Here is a 15,287-nt window from a genome sequence, read left to right on the forward strand (position 1 = left end):
GTCGTGGGGGCACGTGAGGGAAGATGCCGGGCGCCCGGCGGGAGTTGCCCGGACGCCCGGCCTCCGGGAGGCTCGGCTCAGCCCCCGTCGAGGGCCGCGAAGACGATCACGTTGTCGCGGTAGCCGTCGCCGGAGCGCGGGCCACCGCACGTGATGAGCCGCAGCTCCGGCCGGTCGACGTCGCCGTACACCTCGTCCGTCGGGAAGTCCGCCTTGTCGACGGTCCGTACCCGGGTCACCGTGAACGCGGCCGTCGTGCCGTTCTTCCGCCCCGCCGTGATCCGGTCGCCCCGGCGCAGTTCCGACAGATGGCGGAAGACGCCGTCGCCGTACTGGCCGACGGTGACGTGGCCGAGCAGGACGGACGGTCCGGTCTCTCCCGGGGTCGGCGACTTGTCGTACCAGCCCGCCCGGTCGTGCGCCGTGAGGGGCGGCACCTCGACGGTGCCGTCCGCCTCGAGGCCCAGCCGGATGACGGGGGTGTCGACGCCGATGCGCGGGATCCGCAGCCGTACGGGGGCCGAACGCGCCAGGGGGCGCGCGGCGTCGGCCGGAGCCGAGGAGCCGGCGTCGCGGCCGGCGGAGCTCTCGCCACCCGCCGCCGTGCTCCGGGCCGGGCCGGCCGCCCCTTCGCTGCGCACCCCTTCGCCACCGCCGCCGCAGCCCGCGAGCAGCAGGGCCGCGGCCGCGCTGGCGAAGGCGCGCCGGGAGAGCGCGGTGGTCATTCCCCGGTCGCCCGGCGGCGCCGCACCACGAGGAAGGTCGCGCCGCCCGCGGCGAGGAGCGCGGCGGCGCCGCCGCCGACCAGCGCGTTCTGGTTCGACGACCCCGAGGACGACGAGTCGTCGGCCACACCGGTGTCGGCGGCACCCCGCGGCTTGACGGCGACCTGGGCGTTCGCGTCGTCGGTCGGCTCCGCCTTGACGGCGTCGTGCCCGTCCCGCTCGGCCGGCGCGGCGGTGGCCTCCTTGCCGGTGCTCGGGGTCGGGGTGGCGTCGGCGAACGCGGGCTGCACGGTGCCGGCCAGTACGGCGGTGCAGGCAAGTGCCATGACACTCAGGACAGTTCGGCGCATCGATCGCTCTCTTCCGTCGTCCCGCCCGGCAAGGACCGGACGGGTTGTTTCACGAATCGAGCGGAGAGACGACGCACCCCGGCGCCGGGTTGTAAAGAGCCGGCAAAGGCGCGCGGGGGTGTGTTTGGGGCGCCGTGGGGCGTGTCCGAGAGGCCTTGGGTGAGTTCAGGACGCCTTGCCGCCGGCGCCGGCCCACTCCTCGACGAGCAGCCCGAGGACGACCTCGTCGGCGAAGCCCCCGTACACCCACGCCGCACGCCGCAGCGTGCCCTCGACGGTGAACCCGGCGGAGCGCGCCGCCGCGATCATCGGGGCGTTGTCCGCCAGGGTCTCCACCTGCAGCCGGCGCAGTCCGCGGGCCGCGAAGCCGTACTCGCACAGTGCGCGGACGGCGTCGGTGCCGAGCCCCCGGCCGCGGAAGGCGGGGCGCAGGGCCATGCCGAGGTGCGCCGACCGGTTGTGGGTGTCGATGCCCCACACGGAGGCGGAGCCGGCCAGTTCGTCCGAGGCCAGTTCCACCACCGAGAACCGCGCCGCGTCCTCGGACGGCTCGACCACCGCGAACGGGGAGTGGCCCGAGTCCGCCGCGATCGGCTGCCAGGGCTGGTCGTCGGCACGGGTGCGGTGCACCACGTCCTCGTACAACTCCCGGTGCAGCAGGGCCACATCCGCCTCGGTCCGGGCCCGCAGGCCCGTCTTCGCGCCACGTATCACCCGGCATGGGTATCGCGGGCCCGGTGGACGGCACAACCGGATTGTTTCCGGCGGGGCTTCCGCGACAGCCTCTACGAGGACGCCTCGCCGGCCGGGGTGGCGGTACGGGAACCGGTGTCCGGGGCCGCGGGGCCCCCGGCCGGTCCGGTGGCCCCGCCGTCGCCACCGCCGCCGTCGATCCGGCGCTGCTGGGCCGCCGTGAGGGCCCGTACGACCAGGATGCCGGCCACCGCCGCGCCCACCACGGCCGCGTCGGCGGCGAGCAGCGGGGCGAGGTTGTCGTAGGCGCGCTCGATGACCTTGTCCGTCGGGACGGTGTACATCAGGCCGGTGCCGGTCAGGGTGCCGATCAGCCACAGCCCCCACCACCAGTTCACCACCCGCGGCAGCCGCTCGCCGGGCGCGCTGCGGCGGTGGATGTCGGCGACGATCCCGCGCGGGATCCACAGGTTGGCCACCGGCAGCACCCAGCCGAGGTAGACCCAGACCCAGGAGTACCGCGGCGGCTCGCCCGAGAGGGCGCGCGCGTTGTCCCGCACCGCCCACAGCCAGGTGAGGAACGCGACCGCGCACAGCAGCGTGACCATGTCGCCCGCCGCGCTGACGAGGTGGTACCCGTCCTCCAGCGAGGTCAGCCCGCGGTGGCTGCCGCCGCCCTGGTCGGGCGGGCCGGAGTCCGGCATGCCCGCGGCACCGAGCCGGAGCTGCCAGACGGCACGGGCCGTCCAGGCGGCACCGGCGACGGCGAGCGCGCCGACGGCGAAGTGCGCCGCGCCCCGGGTCGGGCGCAGGACCGGGGTACGCGTGCTCTCATCGTTCACGCGGCCATCCTCGCACCCCGGCCCCGCGCGCATCCGCCGCACACAACGGCGGGCACACAAAGCTCACTTGATCCCTCGGAAGGGTGAAACGCCGGACGCCCTCCGCGCGATGCCCCCGGAGAACCGACAAGGGGAGAGGGACAGCCGCGTATGACCACGGCCCGCAGCACACCCACCACAGCCGCCACCCCAACCACCCCCGCCACCCACACCGAAGCCGCCCCCTACGACCCCGGCGCCGAGTTCGACCGGCAGCTCGCCCGGCTCACCGCGCTCGGCCACCCCGCGGCGGCCGGACACACGCCGGAACGTTTCGCCGAACTGCTCGCCCCGCTGCGCCCCGCCGCCGTGGCGACCGCGGGTGCCGGCACGCCGTACGCACCGGAGGCCGGACGCGTCCCGTTCGTGCTGGTCGTCACCCGGCAGCTCGTCCCCGTCGACGAGCTGATGGCACGCACCACCCTGTCCGGCGGCAGGCTGCCCGGCTTCGTCGACCGCCTCTTCGAGCCCGGCTCCCTGGACCGCTTCGTCGCCACCCCGGAGGTCGGGCTCCCGGACGGCCGGGCCCATCTGCTGCACGACGTCGAACGCGGCGAGGAGTTCTGCGGCGCCGTCCCGCGCGACGCGATGGCGGAGATCGCGCGGCGGGGCCGCACCCCGCTCACGATCGAGGAGGGGATCGCCCTGCTCACCCAGTTCCCGGGGACGCTGGCCAAGAACAAGTGCTACTCGCTCGGCGGCTCCCGTTGCGGCGACCGCCGCGTGCCCGCGCTGTGGATCAGCAAGCGGGCCCCGAAGCTCGGCTGGTGCTGGGAGGGCAACCCGCACACCTGGCTGGGCATGGCGTCGGCGGGTGGGCGTACGGGCCCGCACCCGGTCGCTCCCTGACCGCCCCGCCTATGGGTTTCCCATGAAGCCCGGCCAAATTGTTGACGATTTTGGTGACGTCTCCCTACGTTCGCGAGTGCAACACCCCGCAGGGGTTCGCCGTGCCGCGAAGGGAGATCACACCGTGAAGCACAGGGCAGTGAAGCGAAGGTCGGTCGTGCTCGGGATCGGGGCGGGGGCCGGAGCCGTGGCGGTCGGGGGCATCACCCTGAACGCCCAGGCGTCGACCACCGCGTCGACCGCCGCGGCGTCCACGTCCGCCGGTTCCACCCCGGATTCCCTGGTCTTCGACCCGGACGCCTACACCGAGCTGACGGCCACCCTCACGGACGCCGACGGCGCCGACCACGAGGTGACGTACCACTTCTGGAAGGCGCTCACCTACGTCGCCAAGCCGGTCGACGAGAAGTACCAGAGCCTCAACGTCAACGTCCCGGTGAAGATCGACGGCAAGAAGGTCGACGCCTCCCGCGCCCCGATCCTGTTCGCCAACTCCGTCGGCGGCTACATGCCGTCCTCGGTGGCGGACGCGACCGGCGTGGGCGGCGGCGGCATGACGGGCATGCCCACCGGGGGCGCGAGCGGCAGCCCCGCCCCCACCGCATCGAGCAGCGGCGGCACCGGCACCGGCGAGGTGCAGTCCGGCGGCAACGCCATGGTCAACGGCGGTGAGATGGTGAGCCTGCCGAAGCTCGCCCTCGTCGCGGGGTACGTCGTCGTCGAGCCGGGCGCCCGCGGCCGTACGCTCAAGAACTCCGCCGGCGAGTGGTACGGCACCGCCCCCGCCGCGATCGTCGACCTCAAGGCGGCCGTCCGCTACGTACGGGCCAACAAGGGCCGTATCCCCGGCGACACCGCGCGCATCGTCTCCTGCGGGGTGAGCGCCGGCGGTGCCCTCTCCGCGCTGCTCGGCGCCTCCGGCGACAGTCCGCTCTACGACACCCACCTGAAGGAGATCGGCGCCGCCGACGCCTCCGACGCGATCTTCGCCAGCGGCGACTGGTGCCCGATCACCGACCTGGAGCACGCCGACGGCGCCTACGAGTGGAACTGGGGCAGCAACGAGCTGAGCACCGGCAAGCAGGTCGACCAGACGGTGTCCAAGCAGCTCAGGGCCCAGTTCGCCGAGTACCAGGCGGGCCTCAAGCTGCGCGGCAGGGACGGCTTCGGCCCGCTCACCGCCCGCAACTACGACGACTACCTGCTGAAGCAGTACCTCCAGCCCTCCGCGACCACCTACCTCAAGAGCCTCTCGGACTCCGCGCGCACCGACTACCTCGCCGCCAACCCCTTCCTCACCTGGGACGGCGAGCAGGCGACCTTCACCTGGGCCGGTTTCCTCGCCCACGTGGGCGCCCGGAAGAAGACGGTCCCCGCCTTCGACGCCTTCGACCTCTCCGCGGGCGAGAACAACGAGTTCGGCGCCGGCACCACCGAGGCCCGCCACTTCACGGCGTACAGCCTGAAGCACGACACCAGCGGCACCACCGCCAAGCGGCTCGCGGCCGACATCCCCGAGCAGCTGCGGCTGATGAACCCGATGCACTTCCTGGTGGGCAAGGCCAACCCGCAGCGGGCCAGGCACTGGTGGATCCGGCTCGGCACCAAGGACTCCGACACCTCGCTGACGGTCTCCGCCAACCTCGCCGCCGCGCTCGCCGGCCTCGGCGACGACGTCGACCACCGCTACTACTGGGACCAGGGGCACGGCGCCAACACCGACCCCGGCGACTTCATCGCCTGGATCGCCAAGGTGTGCGGTGCCACGCGGAAGTGAGGCCGTGTGATCCCGTCCGCACCTGTCGGGATCATGATCCAGGAGCGCTCCCGGGCCAGTAAGGTTGGACCGCTCCGGCACCCCCACCATCGTCCCGCGGCCCCGCGGCGTCATGGCCGGCGGCGATCGAGTCGTCCGACGGACGGTCGGTCCGCGGGCGCGCCCCCAGACCCTCGGCGCGGCCCCGCGGACACCCGTGTGCCGGTACGGCGTCTCACGGGATGAGGTTGGAACACAGGTGCTGATAGCGGGCCGGTACCGGTTGCACACCGCCCTCGGGCGCGGCGCGATGGGCGAGGTCTGGCGGGCGTCCGACGAGACGCTCGGCAGGGACGTGGCGGTCAAGCTCATGCTCGGCCAGGACGCCGACCCGACCGCCAGTTCCCGGTTCCGGCTGGAGGCCCAGACCGCCGGCCGGCTGCACCACGGGAACGTCGTCGGGGTCCTGGACTTCGGGGAGTACGAGGGCGGGCTGTTCCTGGTGATGGAGCTGGTCGCGGGCGACAGCCTGGCCCGGATCCTCAAGGACAACGGGCCGCTGCCCGCCGACCGGGTCGCGCGCATCGCGGCCCACACCGCCGCCGGGCTCGCGGTCGCGCACGACCAGGGGATCGTGCACCGGGACATCAAGCCGGGCAACCTGCTCGTGGACGCCGACGGCACGACGAAGATCGCCGACTTCGGCATCGCCCGCTTCATGGACGACCCGGGCGCGGCCCTCACCCGTACCGGGCACATCGTCGGCACCAGCCTGTACCTGGCGCCCGAGCGGGCGCTGGGCCAGTCCGCCGGGCCGGCCAGCGACGTCTACTCGCTGGGTTGCGTGCTCTACCAACTCCTCACCGGGGGCACGCCGTTCAAGGGCGAGAGCCCCGTCGCCGTGCTGCACCACCACCTCGACACGCCGCCCGTGCCGCCGCGCGACCTCGGCGTCGACCTGCCGCCCGCCTTCGAGAACTACCTGCTCGGCCTGCTCGCCAAGCGGCCCGAGGACCGGCCGACGGCACGGCAGGTCGCGGAGTGGTTCGGCGGCGGTGCGTGGCAGGGCCGCCCGGAACCACTCCCGGCGGTGACACCGAGCGCGGCATCGCGGACGCCGGGCGCGCCCCGGACGCCGGGCGCGTCGGGGACGGGACGGCGGGCGGCGGGACGGTCCGAGCGCGCGGGGCGACCCGAGCGCGCGGGACGCTCCGACGGCCCCGGGCGGTCCGGCCGGGCGGAGCGGTCCGGCCGGGCGGAGCGGTCCGGCCGGGCGGAGCGGTCCGGACGGTCGGGGCGGCCGGAGCCGGGGGCGTTCCCGCAGCAGCAGGCAGGGGCGCGGGCGCCCAGGCGTACGCGCCGGGCGGTGGCGCGGCGGGCGCGGGCGCGCGTACCCCGGCACCCGCGGCCGGGCCCCGGCGCGGAGGGCACGCCGCGGCGCACGGCGCCGGTCCGGGCGCCGCGCCCGCGTACCCCGGCCCGCCGTCCGGCCCGGGCGGCTCCGCCGAGACGGGACCGCCGACGACGTACAAGCTGCCGACCGCCACCGCGGGCCCCGCCTCCTCGGCCCACCGGGGCCGGCGCGGCCGCCAGCCGTCCGTGGCGGACACCCTGGCCGGCCGGCGCACCCGGATCGTGGCGCTGCTCGCCGGCGTGGCGCTCTTCGTCGGCGCGATGCTGCTCGGCATGGCGTGGTTCGGCGGGGACGACGACACCACGTCCCCACCGGGCACGGACGGCACGGGCACGGCCTCGTCGACCCCGACCCCCGGCGACGACTGAGGCCGCGAAACCCACCGCCGACGCCCTCGCCCGCCGCAACGGCCCGGCCGGGGCGCCGCCGCGCACCCGGAGCGCCCCGGCCGCCGCCGGCCCGGAACCGACGGAATCCCGACGGCCCCGCGCGCCGAGCCCCGCAGGCGTCCGCGTCCGGGGGCCCCGCGCCCGGGTGGCCCCGTGCCCGCCGGGGGTTCGGCCGGCGGCTCGGGAGTCGTCGGTCCGGGACCGGCGCGGCATCCCGACCGCCCCCGCCCGTGCGCGCCGAGCCCCGCAGGCGTCCGCGTCCGGGGGCCCCGCGCCCGGGTGGCCCCGTGCCCGCCGGGGGTTCGGCCGGCGGCTCGGGAGTCGTCGGCCCGAAGCCGGCGAGGATCCCGTGCGCCCCGCACCCACCCGCGCCCGACACCCGCGGCAACGGTCCGGGACCGGCGCGGCATCCCGACCGCCCCCGCCCGTGCGCGCCGCGCGTTGCGGGCGTCCGGGCCAGGGTGGTCCCGCGTGCGTCCGCCCGCGCATGCCCCCGCGCGGGACTCAGTGCCGCGGCGGGTGCGGTGGATGCGGCGGCGGGGGCGGCATCGTCTCCAGACCCGGTGCCGGGGTCGGCCAGACCAGGAGGACCGCGCAGGGCGCGTGGTCCACGACGAACCGTGCGGCCGGGCCGAGGCTGTGCGGGCCGAGGCGGTCGCGGTCGCCGTCGCGGGCGACGACGAGCAGGTCGGCCTCCTCGGCGGCGTGCACCACCTCCCGTTCGATGCGGCCCTGCCGCTCCCGGCGCACGCACGGCCGCCCGAGCCGCTCGGCGGCGGCGTCCAGCAGCCGCCCGGCGGAGTCGGCCCCGAGTTCCGCGACCCGCGCGCCCGGATCCTGGCCGCCCCGCCCCCGCCCGAGCAGCCCGGCGAACGCCCCGTGCGCGACCCCGGACGCGTCGCCCCCGCTGACGTGCAGCAGTACGACGTCCTCGCCCTCGTCCGCATGCCGGCGCGCGGCATCCACGCAGGCGGGCCAGCTGCCCTCGACGATCCACGCGAGCACGGTCATGGTCACCAGCCCCTTCCGCAGCGATGGCCCCCCACACTCTGCCAGGCGGGCCGCTCCCGGCGTGGTGCGCAGGCACCAGAACGCGCCGTCGGCTGGTCCGCTCGCACCAGGCGGAGTCGGGGTCGGCGGACGATGCCCGGCCGGGGGGCCGGCGGCGAGTGTGGACAGGCGCGGGAATCCCGCGCGTTCCCTTGCCCGACGGTGTCTGGAGTGAGCACAGGTGGCGACGTTTCTTCATCGGATCGGACGGTGGGCGTTCCGGCGCCGGCGCCGGGTGGCCGTGCTCTGGCTGGCGGCCCTGGTGCTGGCCATCGGGGCCGCCGCCACGGCGCCGGCCGGCGAGGACGAGGACCTCGCCATGCCCGGTACGGAGTCGCAACAGGCGTTCGACCTGCTCGACGAGCGGTTCCCGGACGCCAACGCCCAGGGCGCCGAGGCCCGCCTGGTCTTCCGGGCCCCGGACGGGCAGCGGATCACCGCAGAGGAGAACAAGGCGGCCGTGGAGGAGGCGCTCGGCTCCCTGGACGGCGGCACGCAGTTCGCGTCGGCCACCGACCCCTTCACCACCGGCGCCGTCAGCGAGGACGGCACGATCGCGTACTCCACGGTCACCTACACCGTGGACGCCGTCGATCTGACCGACGCGACGAAGGACGCCCTTCAGGACGCGGCGGGCGACGCCCGGGAGGCGGGGCTGACCGTGGAGACCGGCGGCTCGGCCCTGGACTCCGAGGAGGAGCCCGGCGGCACGACGGAACTGGTCGGCGTGGCGGTGGCCGCGGTCGTGCTGGTCCTCGCCCTCGGCTCGCTGGTCGCGGCCGGACTGTCGCTGCTCACCGCCCTGCTGGGCGTGGCCATCGCCTTCGGCCTGGTCACGGCGTTGTCCGTGCCGCTCGGCCTGTCGTCCACCGTGGCCATCCTGGCGCTGATGCTGGGACTGGCCGTCGGCATCGACTACGCCCTCTTCATCACCTCCCGCTTCCGTGACGAACGCGCCCGGGGCCACGCGCCCGAGGAGGCCGCGGGACGCGCGGTCGGCACGGCCGGCTCCGCCGTCGTCTTCGCGGGCGCGACCGTCGTCATCGCCCTGGCCGGGCTGTCGGTCGTCGGCATCCCCGAGCTCACCAGGATGGGCCTGGGCGGCGCCGGCGCCGTGACGCTCGCCGTGCTCGTCGCCCTGACCCTGACGCCCGCGCTGTTCGGCCTTTTCGGCATAGGGGCATCCCCTGCTCGAGCGAAGCCGAGAGCTTGGGGAAGGGTCCTGCCCCGCGCGCTGCGCAAGGCGATGCGGCCGGGTGCCGCGCGTCCGCACACCGCGACCGACAGGAAGGGGTTCGCCACCCGCTGGGCGCGGTTCGTACTGCGCCGCCCGGCGGCCGTACTGCTCACCGCCGTCCTCGGCCTGGGCGTCGTCGCCGCGCCGGTGCTGAGCCTCGAACTCGGCCTGCCCGGCGACGAGTCGAAGTCCGTGGAGACCACCCAGCGCCGCGCCTACGACCTGCTCTCCGAGGGCTTCGGCCCCGGCTTCAACGGCCCGCTCACCGTGGTCGTGGACACTTCCCGGTCCGAGGACCCGGCCGCCGCGACGGACCGGGTCGTCAAGACCGTCGAGAAGGTGGACGGCATCGCCTCCGTCGGCGACCCCGTGCTGAGCAGGACCAAGGACACGGCACTGCTCACCGTCGTACCCAGGACCGCGCCGAACAGCACCGAGACCAAGGACCTGGTGCACGCGCTGCGGGAGAAGGCCTCCGGCGCCGGGGCCGAGTCCGGCGCCGACGTCTTCGTCACCGGGAAGACCGCGCTGAACATCGACATCTCCGAGGCGATGGCCGACGCGCTCCTGCCGTATCTGACTGTGGTCATCGGCCTGGCGGTGCTCCTGCTCCTGGTCGTCTTCCGCTCGATCCTGGTCCCGGTCAAGGCCGCGCTCGGCTTCCTGCTGTCGGTGGGCGCCGCCTTCGGCGTCCTGGTCGCCGTCTTCCAGTGGGGCTGGGCGGCGGACCTGCTCGGCATCGAGCAGACCGGGCCGGTCATGTCGCTGATGCCGATCCTCATCATCGGCATCGTCTTCGGCCTCGCCATGGACTACGAGGTCTTCCTCCTCTCCCGGATGCGGGAGGCGTACGTCCACGGCGCGGCCCCCGACGAGGCGATCGTCGGCGGGTTCCGGCACAGCGGGCGGGTGGTGGCCGCGGCGGCGGTCATCATGATCAGCGTCTTCGGCGGCTTCGTCGGGATCAGCACCCCGACCATCCAGACGATGGGCGTCGGCCTGGCCTCCGCCGTCGCCTTCGACGCCTTCGTGGTCCGCATGGCGATCGTCCCCGCCGTCATGGCGCTGCTCGGACACCGTGCCTGGTGGCTGCCCCGTACGCTGAACCGTGTGCTGCCGAACGTGGACATCGAGGGCGAGGCCCTGGGCGGGCACGGCCCGGCGCCCGTCGGGCCGGGAGCGGACGCGGTGGTGCGGGGGCCGTTCCCCGTCGGCCGGGGCTGACCGGGAGATGGCACACGCGAGTGGCGGGAGCCGGGCCGGCCGCGGGCGCGGCGGCCCGCGCTCCCGCGGCGCGTGGCGGCGGGAGGCGGCGGTCACCGCGACCGCCTTCGTGCTCTGCCTGCTCGCCGGGGGCATCCGGACCGACGACACCGCCTCCCTGCCGCCGCCCCTGTACGCCTGGGCCGTCGCCCTGGTGTCCTGCGCCCCGCTGCCGCTGCGGCACCGCAGGCCCCTGGCGGTCCTGGCCGCCACCACGGCGGTCGCGCCCCTGGTGCAGCCGCTGACCCTGCTGATGACCCCCGTGATCATGGCTCCCGCCCTGATCGCCACCTACACCTGCACGAGCACGGTCACCGCGCGCGACGAACGGCGGGCGGTGGCCGTGGTGTCGCTCGCCGCCGGGGTGCTGCTGGTCTCCTCGATCCCGCTGTCCGACGGGTTCTCCTGGGCGGACGCCAGCAGGATGGCCGTGGCGGCCGCCTCCCCCCTGGTGGCCGGTCTGCTCGGGCAGGCGGTGCGCCACCGGCGGGGCTACCTCGCGGCCGTGGAGGAGCGGGCCCGCCGGGCCGAGGAGACCCGGGAGAGCGAGGCCCGCCGCAGGGTGGACGAGGAACGGCTGCGCATCGCGCGGGAACTGCACGACCTCGTGGCCCACCAGATCACCCTGGCCAACGCCCAGGCCCAGGTCGCCGTCCACGTCCTCGACACCCGTCCCGAGCAGACCCGCAGGAGCCTGCGGGAACTCGTCGAGACCACCGGCCACGCGCTCGACGAACTCCGCGCCACCGTCGGCCTGTTGCGCCAGACCGGGGACGACCGGGCCACGGGCGGCGCGCAGCGCACCGCGGACGCGGTCGCGCCCGACGAGCCGGCGCCCGGGCTGTCCCGGCTGCCCATGCTCCTGGAGAACTTCCGCCGCGCGGGCCTGGAGGTGACGCTGCGGCAGGAGGGCACGGCCAGGCCGCTGCCCCCGGGCCTGGACCTCACCGCCTACCGCATCGTCCAGGAGGCCCTGACCAACGTGACCAAGCACGCCGGCTCCGGGAGCGCCCGGGTGGGCCTCGACTGGCACCCCGGCCGGGTGGTCCTCACCGTCGCCGACGACGGCGGACGCGGCGCCCACCGGACGCCGGGTCTGCCCGTCGTGCCGGAACGCCCGCCCGGTTACGGTCTGATCGGGATGCGGGAACGCGCCACCGCGGTCGGGGGCCGCCTCCACGCGGGCGGCCGCCCCGGGGGCGGCTTCCTGGTCACCGCCGAACTGCCCCTGCCGCAGCCCAGTCAGACGTCCACAGAAGGAGACCGATGACCGACACGGCAACGGACGGCGAAGGGGCCGGGCGCGCCGGGCCGCTGCGCGTACTGCTCGCCGACGACCAGGCCCTGCTGCGCGGGGCCTTCCGCATGCTCCTGGACACCGCCGCCGACATCACCGTGGTCGGCGAGGCGGGCGACGGCCGGGAGGCGGTGCGGCTCACCCGCGAACTGCGCCCGGACGTCGTCATCATGGACGTCCGGATGCCCGAGGTGGACGGCCTCACCGCCACGTCGCAGATCTGCGCCGACCCCGCACTGCGCGGCACCCGCGTCCTGATCCTCACCACGTACGAGACCGACGAGTACGTCGCCCAGGCGCTGCGCGCGGGGGCCGGCGGCTTCATCGGCAAGGGCATCGGGGCCGAGGACCTGGCGGACGCGGTGCGCACGATCGCCGACGGCGACACCCTGCTGTCGCCCGCCGCGACCCGCTCCCTCGTCGCCCGCTTCCTGGCCACGCCGGACGAGGCCGCACCGCAGGACTCCGCGCGGCTCGCCGTGCTCACCCCGCGCGAGCGCGAGATGGTGGCCCTGGTGGCGACCGGACTGTCCAACCAGGAGATCGCCGAACGGATGTTCCTCAGCCCGTTCACCGTCCGCGCCCACGTCCAGCGCGCCATGACCAAGCTGGAGGCCCGCGACCGGGCCCAGCTCGTCGTCATCGCCTACCGGACGGGGCTGGCCCAGGCCGGCCCCGACCAGTAGACACGCGTCACGCCGCCGGGAATTCCGGCAGTGTCAGGGCCGAGTGGGCCGGCCGGGGCGGGGCGGCGGGCAGGGTGACCAGACCCCGCAGCATCGCGTTCCGCCGCTCCAGGGCCTCGGCCGTGGCCGGGAAGAGCCGGGCCTCGCCGCTGTCGACCAGCCCCTGGTTCAGCGCGACGAACTCGCGCAGCCCGTGCTCGTAGGCGGCGAAGGCGGCGGTGTGGTCCGGCCGCGTGACCAGGGAGTGGGCGAGCAGATACGCGCCGGCCAGGGCGAGGCTCGTGCCCTGCCCGGTGAGGAACGAGGGCGCGTACGCCGCGTCGCCGACGAGGGCGACGCGGCCCCGGGACCAGGAGGGCAGCCGGATCTGCCCGGCCGTGTCGCAGAACGGGTCCGCCGCGTCCCGCAGCGCGCCGACCATGGCCGGGACCTCCCACCCGGCGTCCGCGAACACCGGGGCGAACAGCTCCCGCCCGGCCGCCGGGTCCCGCAGGGCCTCGTACGGCGGCTCGGGGCGGTGGAAGGTGAGGAAGGCGTGCACCTCGTCGTGGTCCCCGGTGGCGTAGAGGGCCGCGGCCCGGCCCGGGGTGTTCCACATCATGATCTCGCGGTCGAGCCCGAGGGCGTTGGGCATGGTGAAGAGGGCGAAGCAGTAGCCGAGGTACCGGTGGAACCGCTCCTCGGGGCCGAACAGGGCCGCGCGGGTGCGCGAGTGCATGCCGTCGGCGCCGACGACCAGGTCGAACGTCCGCCGCGCCCCGCCGCGGAACGTGACGTCGACGCCGTGCCCGGACTCCTCCAGGGTGTCGGGGGAGTCGCCGAACAGGAACTCCACGTCGTCACGGACCGAGGCGTGCAGCAGCGCGGCCAGATCCCCGCGCCGCACCTCCAGATCCTGCCCCGCCACCCCGCCGGCCACGGCGCTCGCCTTCACGGAGGCGACCACGTCGCCGCCCGCGTCGAGGAAGGTGAGGCGCTGCGCGTCCAGGTGCGCCTCGCGCAGCCGGGGCAGCAGCCCCATCCGCCGTACGGCCTCGACCGCCGTCCCGCGGATGTCGATCGGATAGCCACCGCCGCGCAGCGCGCCCGCCTTCTCCACGACGGTGACCTCGAACCGTCCGGACCGGTGCAGCCAGTACGCCAGCGCGGGCCCGGCGATGCTGGCGCCGGAGATCAGAACGCTTCGCTTCACGGACGTGTCGACGGTCATGCCGTGGCTCCCTTTTCCGAGGTACGGGTCTTCGAGGTACGGGTCTTCGAGGTACGGCTTTTCGTGAGTCGGACGGCGAGCAGTGACACGGCGGCGACGAGTCCGGCCACGGTGAAACCGGTGACGAAGGACGACTCGGCCGGCATGCCCGTCACCGGATCGGCCCCGGCGTCGAGGATCGCGGCGGCGACCTGCGCGCCCACGGCCATACCGATCACCCGGGTCACCACGAGCAGGCTGGTGGCGATGCCGGTGTCCCCGGCCTCGACGTCGGTGGCGGCGCCGGCGAGCAGCGCCGTGGTGCCGACGCCCGCGGCGAACGCGGTCAGCACCTTCGCGAGGACGAGCTGCCACTCGGCGGTGTGCAGCGACGCCAGGGCGAACAGGGTGGCCACCGCGACGACGCTGCCCACGACGACCACGACACGCGGTCCGAACCGCCGCGTGGCGATGCCGCCGACCGAGTCCGCCAGCGACCCGGCGACGGCGCCGGGCAGCAGGAGCAGCCCGATGTCGGTGGTGTCGGCCCCGAAGCCGTACCCGTCGCCCGGTATCGCGAACATCTGCGGAACCAGCAGCGCGGTCATCCCGAAACCGGTGGCGACGACGAGGGTGAGGACGCACGCGTGCCACATCGCGGGCCGCGCCAGCATGCGCAGGTCGACCATCGGCGCGGCCGTCCGGCGTTCGACGACGACCCACCCGGTCACGAGGCCGGCCACGGCCACGGTGAGGGCGATGACGGCGAGCGGCGACAGGCCGGAGCCCGTCACCCGCACGAGCCCGATCATGAACGTGAGCAGCGCGCCGCTCAGCAGGAGGACGCCGGGCCAGTCGATCGGGCTCTCCGCCCGGACCGGGGGATCGTGCGGCATCAGCCGCATCACGGCCAGCGTCGCCACGATGACGACGACCGTCGGGAGGGCGAACATCCAGTGCCAGGACAGCCCTTCCGCGACCGGCCCGGCGAACAGCGTGCCCACCATGCCGCCGCCCGTGAAGAACGCGAGGACCACCCCGATCGCCGCCTGCGACCGCCCTGCCGGGAGGTTCTTGCGCGCCAGGATGAAGGAGAGGGGCAGCGCTCCCACCATGACGCCCTGGAGCACCTGACCGACCAGCAGCACCGGCAGGTTCGGCGCCAGCGCGGCCAGCAGCCCGCCGGCCGAGACCGCGGCCATCAGCCGGACCAGTACGCGCTTGCCGCCGTAACGGTCGCCGAGCTTGCCCGCGACGGGCGCGACGACCGCGCCGGTGACGAGTAACACGTTGCCGACCAGGGCCCCTTCGGACGGACTGAGCCCCAACTCCCGTTGCAGCAACGGCAACGCGGGGTCCAGCACCGACTGAAGGGCCCCCAGGGCGAGCGCCAGCACACCGAGGGCGGCGATCGGCGATTTCCCCATACGGGCGGAGGGCGGGACGGCTTCGGACACGGGTGATCACTCCAGATGCCGCGAGGCGAGAGGGACTGCGCGGAATCCCCG

At 75.1% G+C, this 15,287-nt stretch carries 13 protein-coding genes and 1 pseudogene; 7 read left to right on the top strand and 7 right to left on the bottom strand.

Annotated features, from left to right (window positions below; all coding sequences use genetic code 11):
- Positions 1 to 77 precede the first annotated feature (77 nt).
- The 4 genes from OIE12_RS17210 to OIE12_RS17225 all read right to left on the bottom strand — a co-directional run bounded on the left by OIE12_RS17210 (position 78) and on the right by OIE12_RS17225 (position 2,610).
- Positions 78 to 725, bottom strand: coding sequence for a class F sortase (locus tag OIE12_RS17210; RefSeq protein WP_329136296.1), 648 nt, complete (start codon positions 723 to 725; stop codon positions 78 to 80).
- Positions 722 to 1,075: an LPXTG cell wall anchor domain-containing protein gene (locus OIE12_RS17215; protein WP_329136298.1), complete on the bottom strand. Its 354-nt coding sequence runs from the start codon at positions 1,073 to 1,075 to the stop codon at positions 722 to 724. Before OIE12_RS17215 ends, OIE12_RS17210 begins: the two co-directional genes overlap by 4 nt.
- A 165-nt stretch (positions 1,076 to 1,240) precedes the next feature.
- Positions 1,241 to 1,789: a GNAT family N-acetyltransferase gene (locus OIE12_RS17220; protein ID WP_329136300.1), complete on the bottom strand. Its 549-nt coding sequence runs from the start codon at positions 1,787 to 1,789 to the stop codon at positions 1,241 to 1,243.
- Between the two features lie 71 nt (positions 1,790 to 1,860).
- A complete protein-coding gene (locus OIE12_RS17225) occupies positions 1,861 to 2,610 on the bottom strand; it encodes a DUF4328 domain-containing protein (protein WP_329136302.1) in 750 nt (249 codons plus the stop codon).
- A 150-nt stretch (positions 2,611 to 2,760) separates the two neighbouring features.
- Between OIE12_RS17225 and OIE12_RS17230 the strand changes: the two genes are divergently transcribed.
- The 4 genes and pseudogenes from OIE12_RS17230 (at position 2,761) to OIE12_RS17245 (ending at position 7,036) form a co-directional block, all read left to right on the top strand.
- Entirely contained in the window at positions 2,761 to 3,498 is a 738-nt protein-coding gene (locus tag OIE12_RS17230; protein WP_329136304.1) for a DUF5701 family protein, read from the top strand.
- 124 nt (positions 3,499 to 3,622) lie between these two features.
- A complete protein-coding gene (locus OIE12_RS17235) occupies positions 3,623 to 5,275 on the top strand; it encodes a subtype B tannase (protein WP_329136305.1) in 1,653 nt (550 codons plus the stop codon).
- A gap of 289 nt (positions 5,276 to 5,564) precedes the next feature.
- Positions 5,565 to 6,236, top strand: a pseudogene (locus OIE12_RS17240) (serine/threonine-protein kinase); the annotation flags it as partial.
- 77 nt (positions 6,237 to 6,313) lie between these two features.
- Positions 6,314 to 7,036 carry a hypothetical protein gene (locus OIE12_RS17245; RefSeq protein ID WP_329136306.1) on the top strand — a complete coding sequence of 241 codons (723 nt, stop codon included), beginning with the start codon at positions 6,314 to 6,316 and terminating at the stop codon, positions 7,034 to 7,036.
- 525 nt (positions 7,037 to 7,561) lie between these two features.
- On the opposite strand, the gene OIE12_RS17250 is transcribed toward OIE12_RS17245, so the two are convergent.
- Complete coding sequence (locus OIE12_RS17250; RefSeq protein ID WP_329136307.1) at positions 7,562 to 8,068, bottom strand: universal stress protein; 507 nt, start codon at positions 8,066 to 8,068, stop codon at positions 7,562 to 7,564.
- 220 nt (positions 8,069 to 8,288) lie between these two features.
- Between OIE12_RS17250 and OIE12_RS17255 the strand changes: the two genes are divergently transcribed.
- The 3 genes from OIE12_RS17255 to OIE12_RS17265 are packed head-to-tail and all read left to right on the top strand — an operon-like array spanning position 8,289 to position 12,590.
- Positions 8,289 to 10,568, top strand: coding sequence for an MMPL family transporter (locus OIE12_RS17255; protein ID WP_329136309.1), 2,280 nt, complete (start codon positions 8,289 to 8,291; stop codon positions 10,566 to 10,568).
- Between the two features lie 7 nt (positions 10,569 to 10,575).
- On the top strand, positions 10,576 to 11,877 hold the full coding sequence (locus tag OIE12_RS17260) for a sensor histidine kinase (RefSeq protein ID WP_329136311.1): 1,302 nt from the start codon (positions 10,576 to 10,578) through the stop codon (positions 11,875 to 11,877).
- Positions 11,874 to 12,590: a response regulator transcription factor gene (locus OIE12_RS17265; RefSeq protein ID WP_329136313.1), complete on the top strand. Its 717-nt coding sequence runs from the start codon at positions 11,874 to 11,876 to the stop codon at positions 12,588 to 12,590. Before OIE12_RS17260 ends, OIE12_RS17265 begins: the two co-directional genes overlap by 4 nt.
- A 7-nt stretch (positions 12,591 to 12,597) precedes the next feature.
- Here OIE12_RS17265 and OIE12_RS17270 read toward each other — a convergent pair whose 3' ends face one another.
- Positions 12,598 to 13,800, bottom strand: coding sequence for an FAD-dependent monooxygenase (locus OIE12_RS17270; RefSeq protein ID WP_329136315.1), 1,203 nt, complete (start codon positions 13,798 to 13,800; stop codon positions 12,598 to 12,600).
- On the bottom strand, positions 13,797 to 15,236 hold the full coding sequence (locus OIE12_RS17275; protein ID WP_443053842.1) for an MFS transporter: 1,440 nt from the start codon (positions 15,234 to 15,236) through the stop codon (positions 13,797 to 13,799). The genes OIE12_RS17270 and OIE12_RS17275 overlap by 4 nt, the downstream gene beginning before the upstream one ends.
- Between the last annotated feature and the right edge of the window lie 51 nt (positions 15,237 to 15,287).

The sequence above is a fragment of the Streptomyces sp. NBC_00670 genome (genome assembly GCF_036226765.1).
In the GTDB taxonomy this organism is placed as follows: Bacteria; Actinomycetota; Actinomycetes; order Streptomycetales; family Streptomycetaceae; genus Streptomyces.